Annotated in this window: 16 protein-coding genes; 7 read left to right on the forward strand and 9 right to left on the reverse strand. The window is 61.4% G+C overall.

Features of this window, described 5'->3' with window-relative positions; all coding sequences use genetic code 11:
• Positions 1-114 precede the first annotated feature (114 nt).
• On the reverse strand, positions 115-1,518 hold the full coding sequence (locus BMX27_RS03410; protein WP_090158461.1) for a hypothetical protein: 1,404 nt from the start codon (positions 1,516-1,518) through the stop codon (positions 115-117).
• 177 nt (positions 1,519-1,695) lie between these two features.
• Between BMX27_RS03410 and BMX27_RS03415 the strand changes: the two genes are divergently transcribed.
• Together BMX27_RS03415 and groL are read left to right on the forward strand one after the other, a co-directional pair.
• Positions 1,696-1,980 (forward strand): co-chaperone GroES, encoded by a 285-nt coding sequence (locus BMX27_RS03415; RefSeq protein WP_056032489.1) that lies wholly within the window; start codon positions 1,696-1,698, stop codon positions 1,978-1,980.
• 53 nt (positions 1,981-2,033) lie between these two features.
• Positions 2,034-3,686 carry a chaperonin GroEL gene (gene groL, locus BMX27_RS03420; protein ID WP_056033202.1) on the forward strand — a complete coding sequence of 551 codons (1,653 nt, stop codon included), beginning with the start codon at positions 2,034-2,036 and terminating at the stop codon, positions 3,684-3,686.
• Between the two features lie 238 nt (positions 3,687-3,924).
• On the opposite strand, the gene BMX27_RS03425 is transcribed toward groL, so the two are convergent.
• Both BMX27_RS03425 and yghX read right to left on the reverse strand, forming a co-directional pair.
• The gene (locus tag BMX27_RS03425) at positions 3,925-4,578 is read right to left on the reverse strand and encodes an alternative oxidase (RefSeq protein WP_090158462.1); all 654 of its coding nucleotides are present in this window, start codon (positions 4,576-4,578) and stop codon (positions 3,925-3,927) included.
• 126 nt (positions 4,579-4,704) lie between these two features.
• The gene (gene yghX / locus BMX27_RS03430; protein WP_090158463.1) at positions 4,705-5,592 is read right to left on the reverse strand and encodes a YghX family hydrolase; all 888 of its coding nucleotides are present in this window, start codon (positions 5,590-5,592) and stop codon (positions 4,705-4,707) included.
• 172 nt (positions 5,593-5,764) lie between these two features.
• Here yghX and BMX27_RS03435 point away from each other — a divergent pair, with 172 nt between their 5' ends.
• Positions 5,765-6,874 carry a serine/threonine protein kinase gene (locus BMX27_RS03435; protein WP_090158736.1) on the forward strand — a complete coding sequence of 370 codons (1,110 nt, stop codon included), beginning with the start codon at positions 5,765-5,767 and terminating at the stop codon, positions 6,872-6,874.
• Between the two features lies 1 nt (position 6,875).
• Complete coding sequence (locus tag BMX27_RS03440) at positions 6,876-7,721, forward strand: DMT family transporter (protein ID WP_371260068.1); 846 nt, start codon at positions 6,876-6,878, stop codon at positions 7,719-7,721.
• On the opposite strand, the gene BMX27_RS03445 is transcribed toward BMX27_RS03440, so the two are convergent.
• Positions 7,691-8,134, reverse strand: coding sequence for an NUDIX domain-containing protein (locus BMX27_RS03445; RefSeq protein WP_090158464.1), 444 nt, complete (start codon positions 8,132-8,134; stop codon positions 7,691-7,693). The genes BMX27_RS03440 and BMX27_RS03445 overlap by 31 nt on opposite strands.
• Before the next feature lie 137 nt (positions 8,135-8,271).
• On the opposite strand from BMX27_RS03445, the gene BMX27_RS03450 reads away from it, so the two are divergent.
• Positions 8,272-8,958: an esterase/lipase family protein gene (locus BMX27_RS03450; protein WP_256212381.1), complete on the forward strand. Its 687-nt coding sequence runs from the start codon at positions 8,272-8,274 to the stop codon at positions 8,956-8,958.
• 8 nt (positions 8,959-8,966) lie between these two features.
• Here BMX27_RS03450 and BMX27_RS03455 read toward each other — a convergent pair whose 3' ends face one another.
• The 3 genes from BMX27_RS03455 to BMX27_RS03465 form a co-directional block, all read right to left on the reverse strand.
• A complete protein-coding gene (locus BMX27_RS03455; protein ID WP_090158466.1) occupies positions 8,967-10,040 on the reverse strand; it encodes a 5-(carboxyamino)imidazole ribonucleotide synthase in 1,074 nt (357 codons plus the stop codon).
• A complete protein-coding gene (gene purE, locus BMX27_RS03460) occupies positions 10,033-10,521 on the reverse strand; it encodes a 5-(carboxyamino)imidazole ribonucleotide mutase (protein ID WP_090158467.1) in 489 nt (162 codons plus the stop codon). Before purE ends, BMX27_RS03455 begins: the two co-directional genes overlap by 8 nt.
• A 67-nt stretch (positions 10,522-10,588) precedes the next feature.
• Positions 10,589-10,807, reverse strand: coding sequence for a YdcH family protein (locus BMX27_RS03465; RefSeq protein ID WP_090158468.1), 219 nt, complete (start codon positions 10,805-10,807; stop codon positions 10,589-10,591).
• 157 nt (positions 10,808-10,964) lie between these two features.
• On the opposite strand from BMX27_RS03465, the gene BMX27_RS03470 reads away from it, so the two are divergent.
• On the forward strand, positions 10,965-11,378 hold the full coding sequence (locus BMX27_RS03470; protein WP_090158469.1) for an Hsp20 family protein: 414 nt from the start codon (positions 10,965-10,967) through the stop codon (positions 11,376-11,378).
• Positions 11,379-11,381: 3 nt separating this feature from the next.
• Positions 11,382-11,606, forward strand: coding sequence for a DUF1150 family protein (locus BMX27_RS03475; protein WP_056032509.1), 225 nt, complete (start codon positions 11,382-11,384; stop codon positions 11,604-11,606).
• 40 nt (positions 11,607-11,646) lie between these two features.
• Here BMX27_RS03475 and BMX27_RS03480 read toward each other — a convergent pair whose 3' ends face one another.
• Both BMX27_RS03480 and BMX27_RS03485 read right to left on the reverse strand, forming a co-directional pair.
• The gene (locus BMX27_RS03480) at positions 11,647-12,582 is read right to left on the reverse strand and encodes a response regulator (RefSeq protein WP_090158470.1); all 936 of its coding nucleotides are present in this window, start codon (positions 12,580-12,582) and stop codon (positions 11,647-11,649) included.
• A gap of 162 nt (positions 12,583-12,744) precedes the next feature.
• Complete coding sequence (locus BMX27_RS03485; protein ID WP_090158737.1) at positions 12,745-14,820, reverse strand: bifunctional sulfate adenylyltransferase/adenylylsulfate kinase; 2,076 nt, start codon at positions 14,818-14,820, stop codon at positions 12,745-12,747.
• Between the last annotated feature and the right edge of the window lie 202 nt (positions 14,821-15,022).

Below are 15,022 nucleotides of genomic sequence, written 5' to 3' on the forward strand. Positions count from 1 at the left end.
CAACACTGGCCTTTGACAAATGGTGAACTGCCTAAGGCTGATCGCGGCACGCGCTTGGGTGGGCGGCGCGCATTGTGGTGTGCCCGCCGCACCGCGTGCGGCGGGCAAGTGGGGTCAGGGCAGGGCGACGCCGTCCAGGTCCATGCCGTCGGACAGGTTGGCGCGGATCAGCGTTGCGCTGCCTGCGCCCGCGTCCTCTTGGACCAGTTCCAGGCCGGTATCGTCGCTATCGTCGTTTGCCTCGGTGGACAGGTCGACACCCGTCAGGGCAAGGTCGCCCGCGTCGGCCTCTTCCAGCACGATGCCCTTGCCACCGTTGGCACGCGCGGTGATGGCCGTGGCCACCACATTGACGTCGCCGGCATCCTCTTCGGACAGCTTGATCGCATCATCGGTGTTGCCTTCGGCCAAGGCCCCCACCAGCGTCAGCGTGATGTCGCCGTCACCTGCCTCGTCGAAATCCAATCCCTCGTCGGTGTTGTTCATGATCTGGCCGCCGGTCAGTGTCGCGATGATCGAACCGTCACCTGCCTCGTCCACGTCAAACCCGTCGTCCAGGTCGATGCCAAAGGCATATTCGGCAATGGACCCGTCATCATGCAGATCGACCTCGCGTTCGATGCAGCGATCATCCGGCGATCCTGTGACCGGTCCGGGGGCGTCCGCCTCGGCCAGGACGCCGGGTTCGAATTCACCCTCATCGGGATCGGGCAGGAAACTGGCCACCATGGCAGGATCGCAATAGTTCCCGTTCAGATCGTAATGGTTGTCGATCGAGGTCACGCGCACATCGCCTGCGTCGCCTTCGTCCAGTTCGACCCCGTCGGCGCCGACGCTGATGAACCGCGACGCGCTCGCGTGAAACATGATGTCGCCATCGCCGCGCTCGTCGACCCGCACGCCATCGGAGTCGAAATTGCCATGGCCTGCGTTTTCGACGGTCACCCCGTTCAGCATCACGGAAATGCTGGCGGCCGATCCATCGCCACCACCACCAGCGCCCGCGCCACAGGCATCCGCCAGTGAACAATCCGACAGGTGGATACCGTGTCCGGCCACGTCGCGCACGGTGACGTCCTGCAAGGTCAGGGTCACGGTACCTGTCGCATCCTGCGGGACGCCGACATAGATCCCCTTGCCCGGCGTGCCGGTGGACTGGTTTGCGATATCAAATCCACCCGGCCCGGCGAAATTCAGCGCATGGATGGTCACATCAGCACCCTGCGCAATGGCCAGCAGCGTGAAATCGCCGTTTGCCATCAGGGTCTGCCCGCGACCGATCAGTGTCAGTGGTGCCGCGCCGTCATAGGTTGCTGTCGCGTCCAGCGCGATGTCGCCCTCTGTCGTGATCAGGATGGTGGTGGGCGTGGTCGCGGCGCTGGCCTGTGCCAATGCCTCGGACAGGCTACCGGGGCCGGTTGCCGCGTCGGTCGACACGACCAGGGGGGCATGGCCTGCGGCCAGCAGCGGTGTTGCGAGGGCTGCGGCTGCCACGCTTGTCATCAGGGTGCGAAACATGAAAGTGGTCCTTGTGATCTATCAATTCCGCCGGTGACGCTAACCCGCCGGTGAAACGATTTTGCGACACGCAAACCAGTTGACAGCTGCACTTCCCCTCCCTAACTACACCCCGCTAGCACTCGCCTTGGGTGAGTGCTAACGAAATTGAAACATCAACGAAGGAAGGTCTTTCAGATGGCATTCACCCCTCTTCATGACCGCGTTCTGGTTCGCCGCATCGAAGGCGACGACAAAACCGCAGGCGGTCTGATCATCCCCGAAGCCGCAAAAGAAAAGCCCGCAGAGGGCGAGATCATCAGCGTTGGCACCGGTGCGCGCAAGGACAACGGCGAACTGATCGAGATGGCCGTCAAGGCCGGCGACAAGGTTCTGTTCGGCAAATGGTCCGGCACCGAAGTCAAGATCGACGGCGAAGACCTGTTGATCATGAAGGAAAGCGACATCCTCGGCATCCTGTGATCGCCTGAGACGCACGCTTTTCCAACGAAACCTAATATCAGGAGCACATGAAAATGGCTGCTAAAGACGTCAAATTCGGCACCGACGCCCGCAATCGCATGCTCAAGGGTGTCAACATCCTTGCAGACGCCGTCAAGGTCACGCTGGGCCCCAAAGGCCGCAACGTGGTTCTGGACAAATCGTTCGGCGCCCCCCGCATCACCAAGGACGGTGTGTCCGTCGCCAAAGAGATCGAGCTGGAAGACAAGTTCGAGAACATGGGCGCACAGATGGTCAAGGAAGTTGCTTCCCGGACCAACGACGAGGCCGGTGACGGCACCACGACCGCCACGGTTCTGGCCCAGGCTATCGTCCGCGAAGGCATGAAGTCGGTTGCTGCCGGCATGAACCCGATGGACCTCAAGCGCGGCATCGACATGGCGACCTCCAAGGTTGTCGAGGCCATCAAGGCCGCTGCACGCGACGTGACCGACAGCGACGAAGTCGCACAGGTCGGCACCATCTCCGCCAACGGCGAAGCTGAAATCGGTCGCCAGATCGCTGACGCGATGCAAAAGGTCGGCAACGAAGGTGTCATCACCGTCGAAGAGAACAAAGGCCTCGAGACCGAGACCGATGTCGTCGAAGGCATGCAGTTCGACCGTGGCTACCTGTCGCCCTACTTCACCACCAACACCGAGAAAATGACGGCCGAACTCGACGACGTCATGATCCTGCTGCACGAGAAAAAGCTGTCCTCGCTGCAGCCGATGGTGCCGCTGCTCGAGGCCGTGATCCAGAGCCAGAAGCCGCTGCTGATCATCTCCGAGGACGTCGAGGGCGAAGCCCTGGCAACGCTCGTGGTCAACAAGCTGCGTGGCGGTCTGAAAATCGCTGCCGTCAAGGCACCGGGTTTCGGTGATCGTCGCAAGGCGATGCTGCAGGACATCGCGATCCTGACCGGCGGTCAGGTCATCTCCGAAGACCTCGGCATGAAGCTGGAATCGGTCACGATGGACATGCTGGGCACCGCCAAGCGCGTTTCCATCACCAAGGACACCACTACCATCGTTGATGGCGGCGGCGACAAGGCCGAGATCGAAGCACGGGTCAACCAGATCCGCGGCCAGATCGAGGAAACCACGTCCGACTACGACCGTGAAAAGCTGCAAGAACGCGTGGCCAAACTGGCCGGTGGTGTTGCCGTGATCCGCGTCGGCGGCATGTCCGAAGTCGAAGTGAAAGAGCGCAAGGACCGCGTCGATGACGCGCTGAACGCAACCCGCGCAGCTGTCCAAGAGGGCGTTGTCGTCGGTGGCGGTGTGGCTCTGGTCCAGGGTGCAAAGGCACTGGACGGCCTGAAGGGTGCGAACTCTGACCAGGACGTCGGTATCGCGATCATCCGCAAGGCACTCGAGGCACCGCTGCGTCAGATCGCGGAAAACTCTGGCGTCGACGGTTCCGTCGTGGCTGGCAAGATCCGCGAAAGCACGGACAAGAACTTTGGCTTCAACGCGCAGACCGAAGAATATGGCGACATGTTCAAGTTCGGCGTGATCGACCCGGCCAAGGTTGTGCGCACTGCACTGCAGGACGCAGCATCGGTCGCAGGCCTGCTGATCACCACCGAAGCGATGGTTGCTGATCGTCCGTCCAAGGACGGCGGCAACGGCGGCGGCGACATGGGCGGCATGGGCGGAATGGGCGGCATGGGCGGCATGATGTAAAAAACGTGTTTTGAGGCATCGCCTCGAACACGTTTGGCGGGGCACGACAGGTGTTTGTGAACCAGACACGGATTGTGTCCCGCCTCCGCACCGCGGTGCGGGCATCTGCCAAACGGCACCTCGTTTCCGAACACAGACGTGAAATAAGAAGGGCGACCCCGGCGGGTCGCCCTTTTGCGTGTTCGGGTCGTGCGTTTGCCCCACACTACGGCTGCGGGCCGTCCATTGGCTGTCCAGCCTAGGCGTGTTCGCCGTTCTTGATCTGATCGGCAAACCCGTGGTTGGCGTCCCGGTGGCGGGCCTCGTCGTCGCGTATCACGATCACGACCTCGCGCAGGCGGGCGTCATCATCCAGTTTCCAGTAGTCCTTGGCGATCTGGGGGGCCGGGACGTTTTCGGCATGCCCGGCGTCGATCTGTTCCAGATAATGCGTGTAGCTGATGACGGCCTCTTCCTCGAGGTAGCCCACGACCCGGTGCGCAATGCGCGGTGCCAGCAGGTAGAGAAAGAAATACAGGTTGTAAAAGACGAGTTGCGCTGCGGCGATCAGAAACCGTTCCAACCGTGACGGTTGCGCGATTTCGATGAACGTCATCAGGTGCATGCGCTCGTTGTCGGCCTCTTCGATCAGCTCCTTGATCCAGCCCTGATCGTCGCGGATATGGCGCAGCGCCTTGAGGTGCTGCAACAGGCCGCCCACCATGCCGGGGACGGCAGCGACGGTTTCCAGAACGACGGCGCGGTGGCCATAGCGCTGGGCAAAGAACTTGTCGGCAAAGAAACGCATGAATCTCACGACGCGCAGCGCGGTCCGGTCACGCCAGTCCACCGGTTCGTGGTGCTGCGTGATGTAGGCGTCGGCGCTCAATGCCATGTCGGTGTCGTGTTTCATCGGATCAACTCCTGTCTGTGCGTCAAACAGATATGGTGCGACGGGCAAATTGCAGCGGGCATTTCTGCGACATAACGCGGCATGGTCGGTTGCGGGCGCATCAATCGGGATGCGCCCGCCCGCGCATCAGGTCAGATAAATGTTGAACCAGGCCAAGGTCCGGTCCCAGGCCAGCTCTGCCGCTGCGGCGTCGTAACGCGGTGTGCTGTCGTTGTGAAAACCGTGGTTCACACCGGGATAGATATGCGCCTCGTAGGTTTTGTCGTTGGCTTGCAGCGCCGCCTCGAACGGTGGCCAGCCTTCGTTGATGCGTTCGTCCAGTTCGGCGTATTGCAACAAGAGCGGTGCCTCGATTTTCGGGACATCCTCGATGCTGGCCTGGCGCCCGTAGAACGGTACACCGGCCGCCAATTCGGGGTAGGCCACGGCAATCGCGTTGACCACACCGCCGCCATAGCAGAACCCGACGGCGCCGACCCGTCCCGTGCTGTCGTCGCGGTTCAGCAGGTGTTCAAACCCGTTGAAGAAATCGTTCATCAACTGCGTGCCGTCCACCGTGCTTTGCAATTCGCGTCCGTCAGCGTCATTGCCGGGATAGCCGCCTACCGACGTCAGGCCGTCCGGGGCCAGTGCCATGAACCCGGCCTTGGCCAGCCGACGCGCGACATCCTCGATATAGGGGTTCAGGCCGCGGTTTTCGTGGATGACCAGCACGGCCGGCAAGGGCCCCGTGGCATTTGCAGGGCGCACCAGATACCCGCGCACATCGCCCGTGCCGTTGGGCGAAGGATAGCTGATGTAATCGGCCACGATATCGGGGTCGTTGAACGAAACCTGTTCGGCCATCGCATAATTGGGCGACAACATGCCCAGCAGCGACAGCGCCGTCACGCCGCCCACCGCATAGCGTCCCGCCTGATCCAGAAACTCGCGCTTGGTGATCTTGCCGTGCGCATAATAATCGTATAGATTCAGTAGTTCTTGGTCGAAATCCTTGGCTGTCATGCGTTTCATGGTCGTTCCTCCGTTTGAACCGCCCCACAGATAGCGCAGGCGCGGCTGTGTGCATGTCACGGTTGGGACAGCGGGGTGGGGCCGCCTGTGTGACGGGCCTTGGTTGAAACCCGTGCTTGCTGGATCGGTATGGCCGCCCTACCACTGGTCGGGTGCAGATGCGGAGGGCACCATGACCAAGACGATCGTCAACAGCTGGAATGAATGGGACCCCCTGCGCCACGTCATCGTGGGTCGCGCGGATGATTGCCATATTCCACCCGCAGAACCCGCACTGGACGCCAAGGTGCCAGAGGACAGCGACATGCGCGGCCAATGGGGCCGCCGGCCGCCGGACACCATCGACCGCGCGAATGAATTGCTGGACGGTTTTGCGGCGCTGCTGGAGGGGCGCGGCATCCGTGTCGATCGCCCCACGCCCATCGACCACGCGCAGCCCGCCACGACCCCCGATTTTCATACCGACAGCCAATTCGGCTGCATGCCGCCGCGCGATGTCCTGCTGACAGTCGGGTCAGAAATCCTCGAGGCGACGATGTCCTATCGCTGCCGTTGGTTCGAATACCTCAACTACCGCCCCCTGATGCAGCGGTATTTCGAAGAGGACCCCCGGTTTCGCCACGAATCCGCGCCCAAGCCGCGCCTGACCGACGCCGATTATCACCCCGACTACCTGTCGGACAAAATCGGCACCGCGAAACGGCTGGAATGGGCCGCGGCGAAACATTTCGTCACGACCGAAGAAGAGCCGCTGTTCGACGCTGCCGACGTGCTGCGCTTTGGCCGTGATCTGGTGGTGCAGCATGGTTTCACGACCAACCTCAAGGGGATCGAATGGCTACGCAGGCATTTCCCCGACCACCGCGTGCATGCCGTGAATTTTCCCGGTGACCCCTATCCGATCCATATCGACGCAACCTTTACACCGTTGCGCCCGGGTCTGATCCTGAACAACCCGCAACGGCGGTTGCCTGACGCGCAACGGCAGATGTTCGAACGCAACGGATGGGATATCGTGGATGCCGCTCAACCGGCCCACAACAGCCCGCCACCGTTGTGCTATTCGTCCACATGGCTGTCGATGAACGTGCTGGTGCTGGACCCCAAGACCGTCTGCGTCGAGGCGTCAGAGGTTTACCAGATGGAACAGATGGACAAACTGGGAATGAACGTCATCCCGGTCGCATTGCGTGACGCCTATGCCTTTGGCGGGGGGCTGCATTGCTGTACCGCGGATGTATATCGCGAAGGACAATGCGAAGACTATTTTCCCGTTCAATAACATGTTGCGCCTGATCTCTCTCGTGACGTTGGTCATGGTGGCCTTTGCCGCGAATTCGATCCTGAACCGGGTGGCCGTCGCAGGTCATAACATGGCACCGATGACATTCGCGGCCATGCGTGTGGCAGCGGGGGCTGCTGTGCTGCTGGCGTGCGCGCGGCGCGATCTGTTGCGCGTCACCCCTGCCAGGTTGGGCGGTGCCGTCACCCTGGCGATCTACATGATCGGTTTTTCCTGGGCCTACCTCGCGCTGGACGCAGGGTTGGGCGCGCTGATCCTGTTTGGATGCGTGCAGCTGGGCATGTTTGCCTCTGCCGTCGCGCGAGGGATCGTGGTCCCGGTGATGCGCTGGGTCGGTGCGGGGGTGGCGCTGGCCGGGCTGGCTGTTCTGCTGTGGCCCGCCGGCGGCGTGCAGGTGCCCGTGCTGCCGGCCATCGCCATGGTCGCGGCGGGTCTTGGCTGGGCTGGCTATACCTTGTTGGGGCAGGGGGCCGCTGACCCTGTCGCCGCCAGTGCGGTAAATTTCGTGCTATGCCTGCCGTTAGTGATCGTGGCGCTGATTGTCTCCGGCCAGATTGGGACGGTGACAGCACCTGCGATCCTCGCCGCCGTCACATCTGGTGCCGTGACCTCGGGGCTTGGCTATGCGCTGTGGTATCGGGTGCTGCCGCAGCTGCCGACGACTGTCGCCGCCATCGCGCAGCTCAGCGTGCCGGTCATCGCCGTCGCCGGTGGCGTGGTCTTGCTGGGAGAGCCTCTGACGCAGCGCCTCGTGATTGCAGCGGGGCTGGTGCTGGGCGGGATCGCACTGTCACTCTATCGTAAAAGCGGCTCGAGCGGGTCGTAAAATACCGTCACGCCGTCAAAGGCCACGGCCGCAAGACTGTCGGGTTTGACCTGCAGGCGTGTCAGTTCGGCCCGCGTGACCCAGCGCCTGTCGGTCACGATCCCCTCTGGGTCCTGCCAGTCGGGGTCGATCTGTGCATCGGCCACGGTACAGCGAAAATAGATGTCGACCTGATGCATGTCCCGTTCGGGATCGTGAAATTCGTTCACGAGGCAGACCGGACCGATGTCCACGCGCAATCCGGTTTCCTCGATCATCTCGCGGCGCAGATTGTCATGCAGGCTGGCGTGTGCCTCGGCCCCGCCACCGGGTGCACACCACAGATCATCGCGCCCCTTGTAGGCATTGACCACCAGCAGGCGGTCGTTTTCCACGAGGACGGCGCGAACGGCAATGCGGGGCGGTTTCGACATAAGCGGACAGTGACGCTCCGGCGATTTGATCGCAAGCCTATTGCGCTGCGCCTGCGACACTCTAGCTTAGCGCCATGAAACGCATCGCCCTGATACTGACACTATTTCTCGCCGCATGCGGCGGCGGAGGTCCCCTGATGGCTGATCCGGACAAGGATTGCGTCGTGCTGCTGCACGGTCTGGCCCGGTCTGAAACATCGCTGACGCCGATGCAGATCTACCTCGAAAACAGGGGCTATTTCGTCGTCAATCGTGGCTATCCCTCGACCGAAGAGACGATCCAGCAGCTGGTTGCCGAAAACGTGGGTCAGGACGTGGCGCAATGCGGTGACCGTCGGGTGAATTTCGTGACCCACTCGATGGGTGGCATTCTTGTGCGGGCATGGCTGGAAAACAACCGTCCCGCCAATTTTGGCCGCGTGGTGATGCTGGCACCGCCGAACAACGGATCTGCACTGGTCGATGTGTTCGGTGATTGGGAACCGTTCGAATGGATCAACGGTCCCGCCGGTGAACAACTGGGCACCGAGGCGACGAGCCTGCCCAATCGCCTGTCGGGTGCGGCCGACTACGATCTGGGTGTGATCGCCGGATCACGCAGCCTGAACCCGATCTATTCCAACGTGATCGACGGGCCAGACGACGGCAAGGTCAGCGTTGAATCCACGATGCTGGAGGGCATGAACGACCACATCACCCTGCCGGTGACCCATACCTTCATGATGAACAACCCGCTGGTCATGGCGCAGGTGCTGTCGTTTCTGACGACGGGCGCATTCGATCGTGGCCTCAGCCTGACCGGCGTTATCTTGGGCGACGAATAGGCGCGGGACTAGGTCGCCGCACCCGTGACCGTGTTCACATGACCCATCTTGCGACCCGGTTTAACCTCGGCCTTGCCATACAGGTGCAAGCTTGCGTCAGTCTTTGCGATTTGAGGAACACGGTCCATGTCGTCGCCGATCAGGTTTTCCATGGTGACATTGCTGTGGCGGCTTCCGTCGCCCAGCGGCCAGCCCGCCACGGCGCGGATGTGCTGTTCGAACTGGTCGATGGCGCAACCATTTTGCGTCCAATGGCCTGAATTATGCACGCGCGGCGCAATTTCGTTCACGATCAGCGCATCGCGGGTCACGAACAGCTCCACACCTAGCACGCCCACGTAATCCAACGCGTTCAGCACCCGTGCGGCAATCAGCACGGCGTCGGTGCGCTGACTGGGCGAGAGCGATGCAGGCACAGTCGTGGTGTGCAAAATCCCGTCGCGGTGCACGTTTTCGCCGGGGTCATAGCAGGCGACGGACCCGTCCTGCGCGCGGGCGGCTATCACCGACACCTCGCGCTGAAAATCGACGAAACCTTCCAGCACGGCAGGCGCACCGTTCATTGCGGCCAAGGCGGCGTCTGCATCGTCCGGCGATTTGATCCGGGCCTGTCCCTTGCCGTCATATCCCATGCGCCGGGTTTTCAGGATCGACGGTGTGCCGATACTGTTCAGCGCGGCGCGCAGGCTGTCCGCATCTGTCACATCGGCAAAGGGGGCGACCGACAGGCCGAGGCCGGTCAGAAATTCCTTTTCCGTCAAACGATCCTGCGAGGTCGCAAGCGCGCGGCGGTTGGGATGGATCGGCGTGATCGCCTCCAGCACATCCAGCGCGGCAGTGGGGATGTTTTCGAATTCATAGGTGATCACATCGACAGACCGGGCAAAGCGTTCGAGTGCCGCATGATCGTCGTAATCGGCCTTGAGATGGAAATTCGCCACATGGCTTGCCGGGCAGTCGGAACCCGGTTCGAACACGCAGGTCTTGAAACCCAACCGGCTGGCAGCCACTGACAGCATCCGGCCCAGCTGGCCGCCGCCCAGAATGCCGATGGTCGCGCCTGTGCGCAGCGGTTCAGTCATCGGTCGGGACCTCTGGAATGGATGCGGACAGATCGCTGCGCCACTGGTCCAGACGGGCGGCCAGATCGGCGTCCTGCAGGGCGAGGATTCCGGCTGCCATCAGGCCGGCATTCTGTGCACCAGCAGCCCCGATCGCCATGGTGGCGACAGGAAATCCGCGCGGCATTTGCAGGATCGAATACAGGCTGTCCACGCCCGACAGCGCCTTGGTCTGGACCGGCACGCCGATCACCGGCACGCGCGTTTTCGACGCCATCATGCCGGGCAGATGGGCCGCACCCCCGGCCCCTGCGATAATGACCTGCAACCCACGATCCACAGCACCCTTGCCGTAGTCCCACAGACGGTCCGGCGTGCGATGCGCCGACACGATCCGGGTTTCATAGGCGATGCCAAGGGTGTCGAGGATCAGCGCGGCCTCTTTCATCGTGGGCCAGTCGGACTGGCTACCCATGATGATGCCGACAGGTGGTTGGGTCATGGCGGGACACCCCGGTAATTGAACGAAGCGGCACTATAGTCAGCAGCCGCAGGGGCGCAATGCGCCTTTAGGCGATGATGTCGGGGTTCAGCTGGTCCTCGATCCGCGCGATCCGATCCTTGAGCATCAATTTCTTGCGTTTCAGCCGCTTGATGGTCAGCACGTCGCCGGGGTGTGTCATCTGCAACGCGGAAATCGCAAGGTCGAGATCATGGTGTTCCTGCCGCAGCACGCCCAATTCGATGCGCTGCACTTCGGTCTCTGAAAGTCGGGATGAGGTGTTCATGCGCGGTTGCCTGTCTGTCTGAACGTCCTTTTAGCGCGAACTGACCCACAGGCATAGGGTCTTGCGCGGGGGGCGCGCTGCACCCATATTTTTATCAGGACGGTTGCCGCAACGGGACCGCACGATTGATGTCGCTTGCATATAAGGACTGATCGCAATGACGAAATTGGCTTTGGGAACGCATCCGTTCCTGCTGGGGTTCGAGGGGCTGGAACGGCTGGTGGAACGCACCGCCAAATCCGGCAACGAAGGTTATCCACCCTACAATATCGAACAGACCTCTGACACATCCTACCGGATCACGCTCGCCGTCGCGGGTTTTGCAGAGGATGACCTGAGCATCACGGTCGAGGACGCGACCCTCTTGATCCGTGGCCGCATGACCGAGGATATGGGCGAACGCGTTTTTTTGCATCGCGGTATCGCCGGGCGGCAGTTTCAACGTGCATTCGTGTTGGCCGACGGTGTCGATGTCGGTGCCGCCACGATGGAAAACGGCTTGTTGCACATCGATCTGAACCGAAAGCAGCCCGACCGCGTTATCCAGACAATACAGATCTCGAAAGGTTAAATCATGTTTACGAAAAAAGACTTCGCCGATCTGGGCCAGAACATCGTCTATCTCAAGCAGGTACAGGTTGACGATCTGCCCGATGATGTCCGCCAGCAGGCGGGCGATCTGGATACGCTGTTCGCCGTGCATAACACCAAGGGCGAACAGGTCGCACTTGTTGCCAGCGAAGGCATCGCAACACATCTGGCCGCCGAACACGACATGCAGTTGGTGACCCTGCAATAGCCGACGGGGCGAACCAGCCCGGTTCGCCCATGTAGCGGCTTCAGGCGACTTCGAACAGTTCGTCGTCCATGACGTCGCCGGACCCACTGCAATCCGCATGAACATTCACGAAATGCCGAACTGCGGCCACCGCGGTTCTGCTGGTCCAGACGCGTGTGCCTGAAATGCTGCCGCATGTGATGCCGTCGGCAATCCGGTCCTGACCGGCCTCAATCAGCGATTTCACGATGTTGATCTGTAACGCGCTCATGGATTCGCAGCGGCGGCCGTAGGTCACACCGACGAACAGACCATGACCCGCGTAGGCCAGGTCCATCTTGTGGTTGCCTGATGACAGCGCGGCACTAGCGACCGCACGCAGGTCAGCTGCAAAGGCCTCGGCCTCTTGTGGCTTGGGGGTGCGCTCGGCATGGGGGACCATGATGTGGAACAGGTGCAACGCATGACATCCCTGCGGGGCGGTCAGTAATCGGTTTTCAAGCTCCATATAGCGCAGCAATCCGGTCTGTGCGGACTGCGGCGGCAGCAGGGAAAACGCGTCCGTCAGCAGCACGGACAGGCTGTTTACCCGGATCTGTGCCTCGCGCCTTTTTTGAACCGCGTCAGCCAGTGTTTCGGCAACCAGCACACGTGTCAGCAGTTCGAGACCGTCAAATGGTTTCCTGACAAAATCGGTTGCCCCGGCAGAAAATGCCTCTTGGATCAGATCGACATCGTTGCTGGCTGTCATGATCACGATCGGTGTCTGATCGTAGTCATTCAGTTTGCGCACGGCGCCACACAGCGCCATCCCGTTCTGGCCGGGCAGGTAGATATCGATCAGCAGCGCATCAAAAGGCGTGTCTGCCTCGGCGATGGCCCGCAGTGCGTCCGCCGCGCAACTAACGGGCGTGATCACGTGTGTGCCGCCCAGAACGTCAGGATCGCAAAGAAAGTCAAGAATGATAGGGTCGTCGTCCACCGCCAGGATACGCATTCCCTTTTTCCTCTCTTGAGAGCAGTTTTGTTTTGATCGTGATCGCAGCCGATCTGGGCAAAATCATGGAGATGACGTGGCAAGAGGTCGCAGTTTGTGGCCGACCACAGAAAAAAGGCCGGGCTGATGCCCGGCCTTTTGTTTTGCATGTTCGCGTTGGATCTAGCCGCTGATCAGGCCCATGGATTCCAGCTTCAGAATGACCTGATGCGCGCAGTTGTCGACATCCTGTCCTTCGGTATCCAGCCGCAGTTCGGGGTCCTTCGGAACGTCATAGGGGTCTGAAATTCCGGTGAATTCCTTGATCTTACCTTCGCGTGCCAGCTTGTACAGGCCCTTGCGGTCGCGGCGCTCGCATTCCTCGATCGAGGTCGCGACGTGCACTTCGATGAATGCGCCGAAATCCTCGATCTCTTCACGCACCGCGCGGCGGGTCGTGGCGTAGGGTGCAATCGGGGCACAGATGGCGATCCCGCCGTTCTTGGTGATCTCGGAGGCGACGTAGCCGATGCGGCGGATGTTCAGGTCGCGGTGTTCCTTGGAAAAGCCCAGTTCCGACGACAGGTTCTTGCGCACGATGTCACCGTCCAGCAACGTGACCGGGCGGCCACCCATTTCCATCAGCTTGACCATCAGCGCGTTGGCGATGGTGGATTTGCCCGAACCGGAGAAGCCGGTGAAGAACACAGTAAAGCCCTGCTTGGACCGCGCTGGTTTCGTGCGGCGCAGCTCTTCAACGACCTGCGGAAAGCTGAACCATTCCGGGATTTCCAGGCCCTCTTGCAGGCGGCGGCGCAATTCGGTGCCGGAAATGTTCAGGATCGTGACGTTGTCGCGGTCCTCGATTTCGTCTGCGGGCTCGTATTGGGCGCGTTCCTGCACATAAACCATGTGTTTGAAATCGACCATTTCGATACCCATTTCCTCTTGATGCTCGCGGAACAGGTCCTGCGCATCGTAGGGGCCGTAGAAATCGTCACCGGCAGAGTTCTTGCCCGGGCCTGCGTGGTCGCGGCCGACGATGAAATGGGTGCAGCCGTGGTTCTTGCGGATCAGCCCGTGCCAGACGGCCTCGCGCGGACCGGCCATGCGCATCGCGAGGTTCAGCAGGGACATGGTGGTCGTTGACGGCTGATACTGGTCCAGAACCGCCTCGTAGCAGCGCACGCGGGTAAAGTGATCAACGTCGCCCGGCTTGGTCAGGCCCACGACGGGGTGGATCAGCAGGTTGGCCTGTGCCCCCTTGGCGGCGCGGAAGGTCAGTTCCTGATGCGCGCGGTGCAGCGGGTTGCGGGTCTGGAACGCCACGACCTTGCGCCAGCCCAGCTTGCGGAAATAGGCGCGCAATTCGTTGGGCGTGTCGCGGCGGGCGCGGAAATCGTAATGCACCGGCTGCTGGATGCCGGTCACCGGGCCGCCCAGATAGACGTTGCCTGCGGTGTTGTGCAGATAGTTGACGGCGGGGTGCGCGGAATCGTCGGCGCCAAAGACCATCTCGGCCTCGCGGGCCTTGTTCGGCACCCATTTGTCCGTAACCGTCATGGTCGCAAGGATTACGCCTTCCTGGTCGCGCAGTGCGATGTCTTGACCCAGTTCGATCGTGTCGGCAAAGGCGTCAGTCACGTCCAGCGTGATCGGAATGGGCCACAGGTGGCCGTCTGCGGTGCGCATATTTTCCACGACACCGTTGTAATCTGCCTCGGACAGGAACCCCTTGAGCGGGTTGAAGCCACCGTTCATCAGCAGTTCCAGATCGCAGATCTGGCGTGGCGTCAGGTCGTGGCTGGTCAGATTCCCGGCCTCATGCTTCATCTTTTGTGCGCTCTCGAACGACACATATAGCTCTGGGATGGGGGCAAGGTTGTTTTGCATCATTTGGGTCCTGTGGGTGGTTGGAATGTAGCCGCTGGTCGTTCCGGTCAGTTCGGCATGAAGGGCGTCGTATTCAGCGAATTTTCGGGCAAGGAATTGATCCCTCAACCGCACCATTTCGGCTGCCCCGCGATGGGTCAGCACATAGGAAAACCGCTGTCGCCGGTCGGCGCTGGCACGGTCGCTGATCTGGATGAATCCGGCGGCAACCGCCGACTTGAGCAATGCGTTCAAACGTCCAAGCGACACCCCAAGCGCCACAGCCGTCGCACGTTGCGACGCCTCGGGCGCAAGGTTGACTTGACGCAGCAGCCGAAACAGGGCGACCTCTTCGTCAGATATGGGTGCTATGGTCTGGACGGCCACGATCACGACTCAATCTTTGTTCACGCGTGAACGCATACAGGAAAATTGCGTTCACAAAAGAACAAACATGTGTCCAAGGCTGAAAATCGCGGATTTGCGCTGAAAACAGGGCAGGTGCATGGCCAATGCGCCGCCCTGCGCGCCATTGCGCGGCGCCACAGAGACAACGGGGCCGGTCTGCGATGCGCAGCCCGGCCCCGTT

The organism is Loktanella sp. DSM 29012 (genome assembly GCF_900110705.1).
GTDB classification, from domain to species: domain Bacteria; phylum Pseudomonadota; class Alphaproteobacteria; order Rhodobacterales; family Rhodobacteraceae; genus Loktanella; species Loktanella gaetbuli.

Bases quoted from the DNA above. Each gene is read 5' to 3' on its own strand.
- BMX27_RS03410 (WP_090158461.1), bottom strand. From the start codon at position 1,518: ATGTTTCGCACCCTGATGACAAGCGTGGCAGCCGCAGCCCTCGCAACA.
- BMX27_RS03415 (WP_056032489.1), top strand. From the start codon at position 1,696: ATGGCATTCACCCCTCTTCATGACCGCGTTCTGGTTCGCCGCATCGAA.
- groL (WP_056033202.1), top strand. From the start codon at position 2,034: ATGGCTGCTAAAGACGTCAAATTCGGCACCGACGCCCGCAATCGCATG.
- BMX27_RS03425 (WP_090158462.1), bottom strand. From the start codon at position 4,578: ATGAAACACGACACCGACATGGCATTGAGCGCCGACGCCTACATCACG.
- yghX (WP_090158463.1), bottom strand. From the start codon at position 5,592: ATGAAACGCATGACAGCCAAGGATTTCGACCAAGAACTACTGAATCTA.
- BMX27_RS03435 (WP_090158736.1), top strand. From the start codon at position 5,765: ATGACCAAGACGATCGTCAACAGCTGGAATGAATGGGACCCCCTGCGC.
- BMX27_RS03440 (WP_371260068.1), top strand. From the start codon at position 6,876: ATGTTGCGCCTGATCTCTCTCGTGACGTTGGTCATGGTGGCCTTTGCC.
- BMX27_RS03445 (WP_090158464.1), bottom strand. From the start codon at position 8,134: ATGTCGAAACCGCCCCGCATTGCCGTTCGCGCCGTCCTCGTGGAAAAC.
- BMX27_RS03450 (WP_256212381.1), top strand. From the start codon at position 8,272: ATGGCTGATCCGGACAAGGATTGCGTCGTGCTGCTGCACGGTCTGGCC.
- BMX27_RS03455 (WP_090158466.1), bottom strand. From the start codon at position 10,040: ATGACTGAACCGCTGCGCACAGGCGCGACCATCGGCATTCTGGGCGGC.
- purE (WP_090158467.1), bottom strand. From the start codon at position 10,521: ATGACCCAACCACCTGTCGGCATCATCATGGGTAGCCAGTCCGACTGG.
- BMX27_RS03465 (WP_090158468.1), bottom strand. From the start codon at position 10,807: ATGAACACCTCATCCCGACTTTCAGAGACCGAAGTGCAGCGCATCGAA.
- BMX27_RS03470 (WP_090158469.1), top strand. From the start codon at position 10,965: ATGACGAAATTGGCTTTGGGAACGCATCCGTTCCTGCTGGGGTTCGAG.
- BMX27_RS03475 (WP_056032509.1), top strand. From the start codon at position 11,382: ATGTTTACGAAAAAAGACTTCGCCGATCTGGGCCAGAACATCGTCTAT.
- BMX27_RS03480 (WP_090158470.1), bottom strand. From the start codon at position 12,582: ATGCGTATCCTGGCGGTGGACGACGACCCTATCATTCTTGACTTTCTT.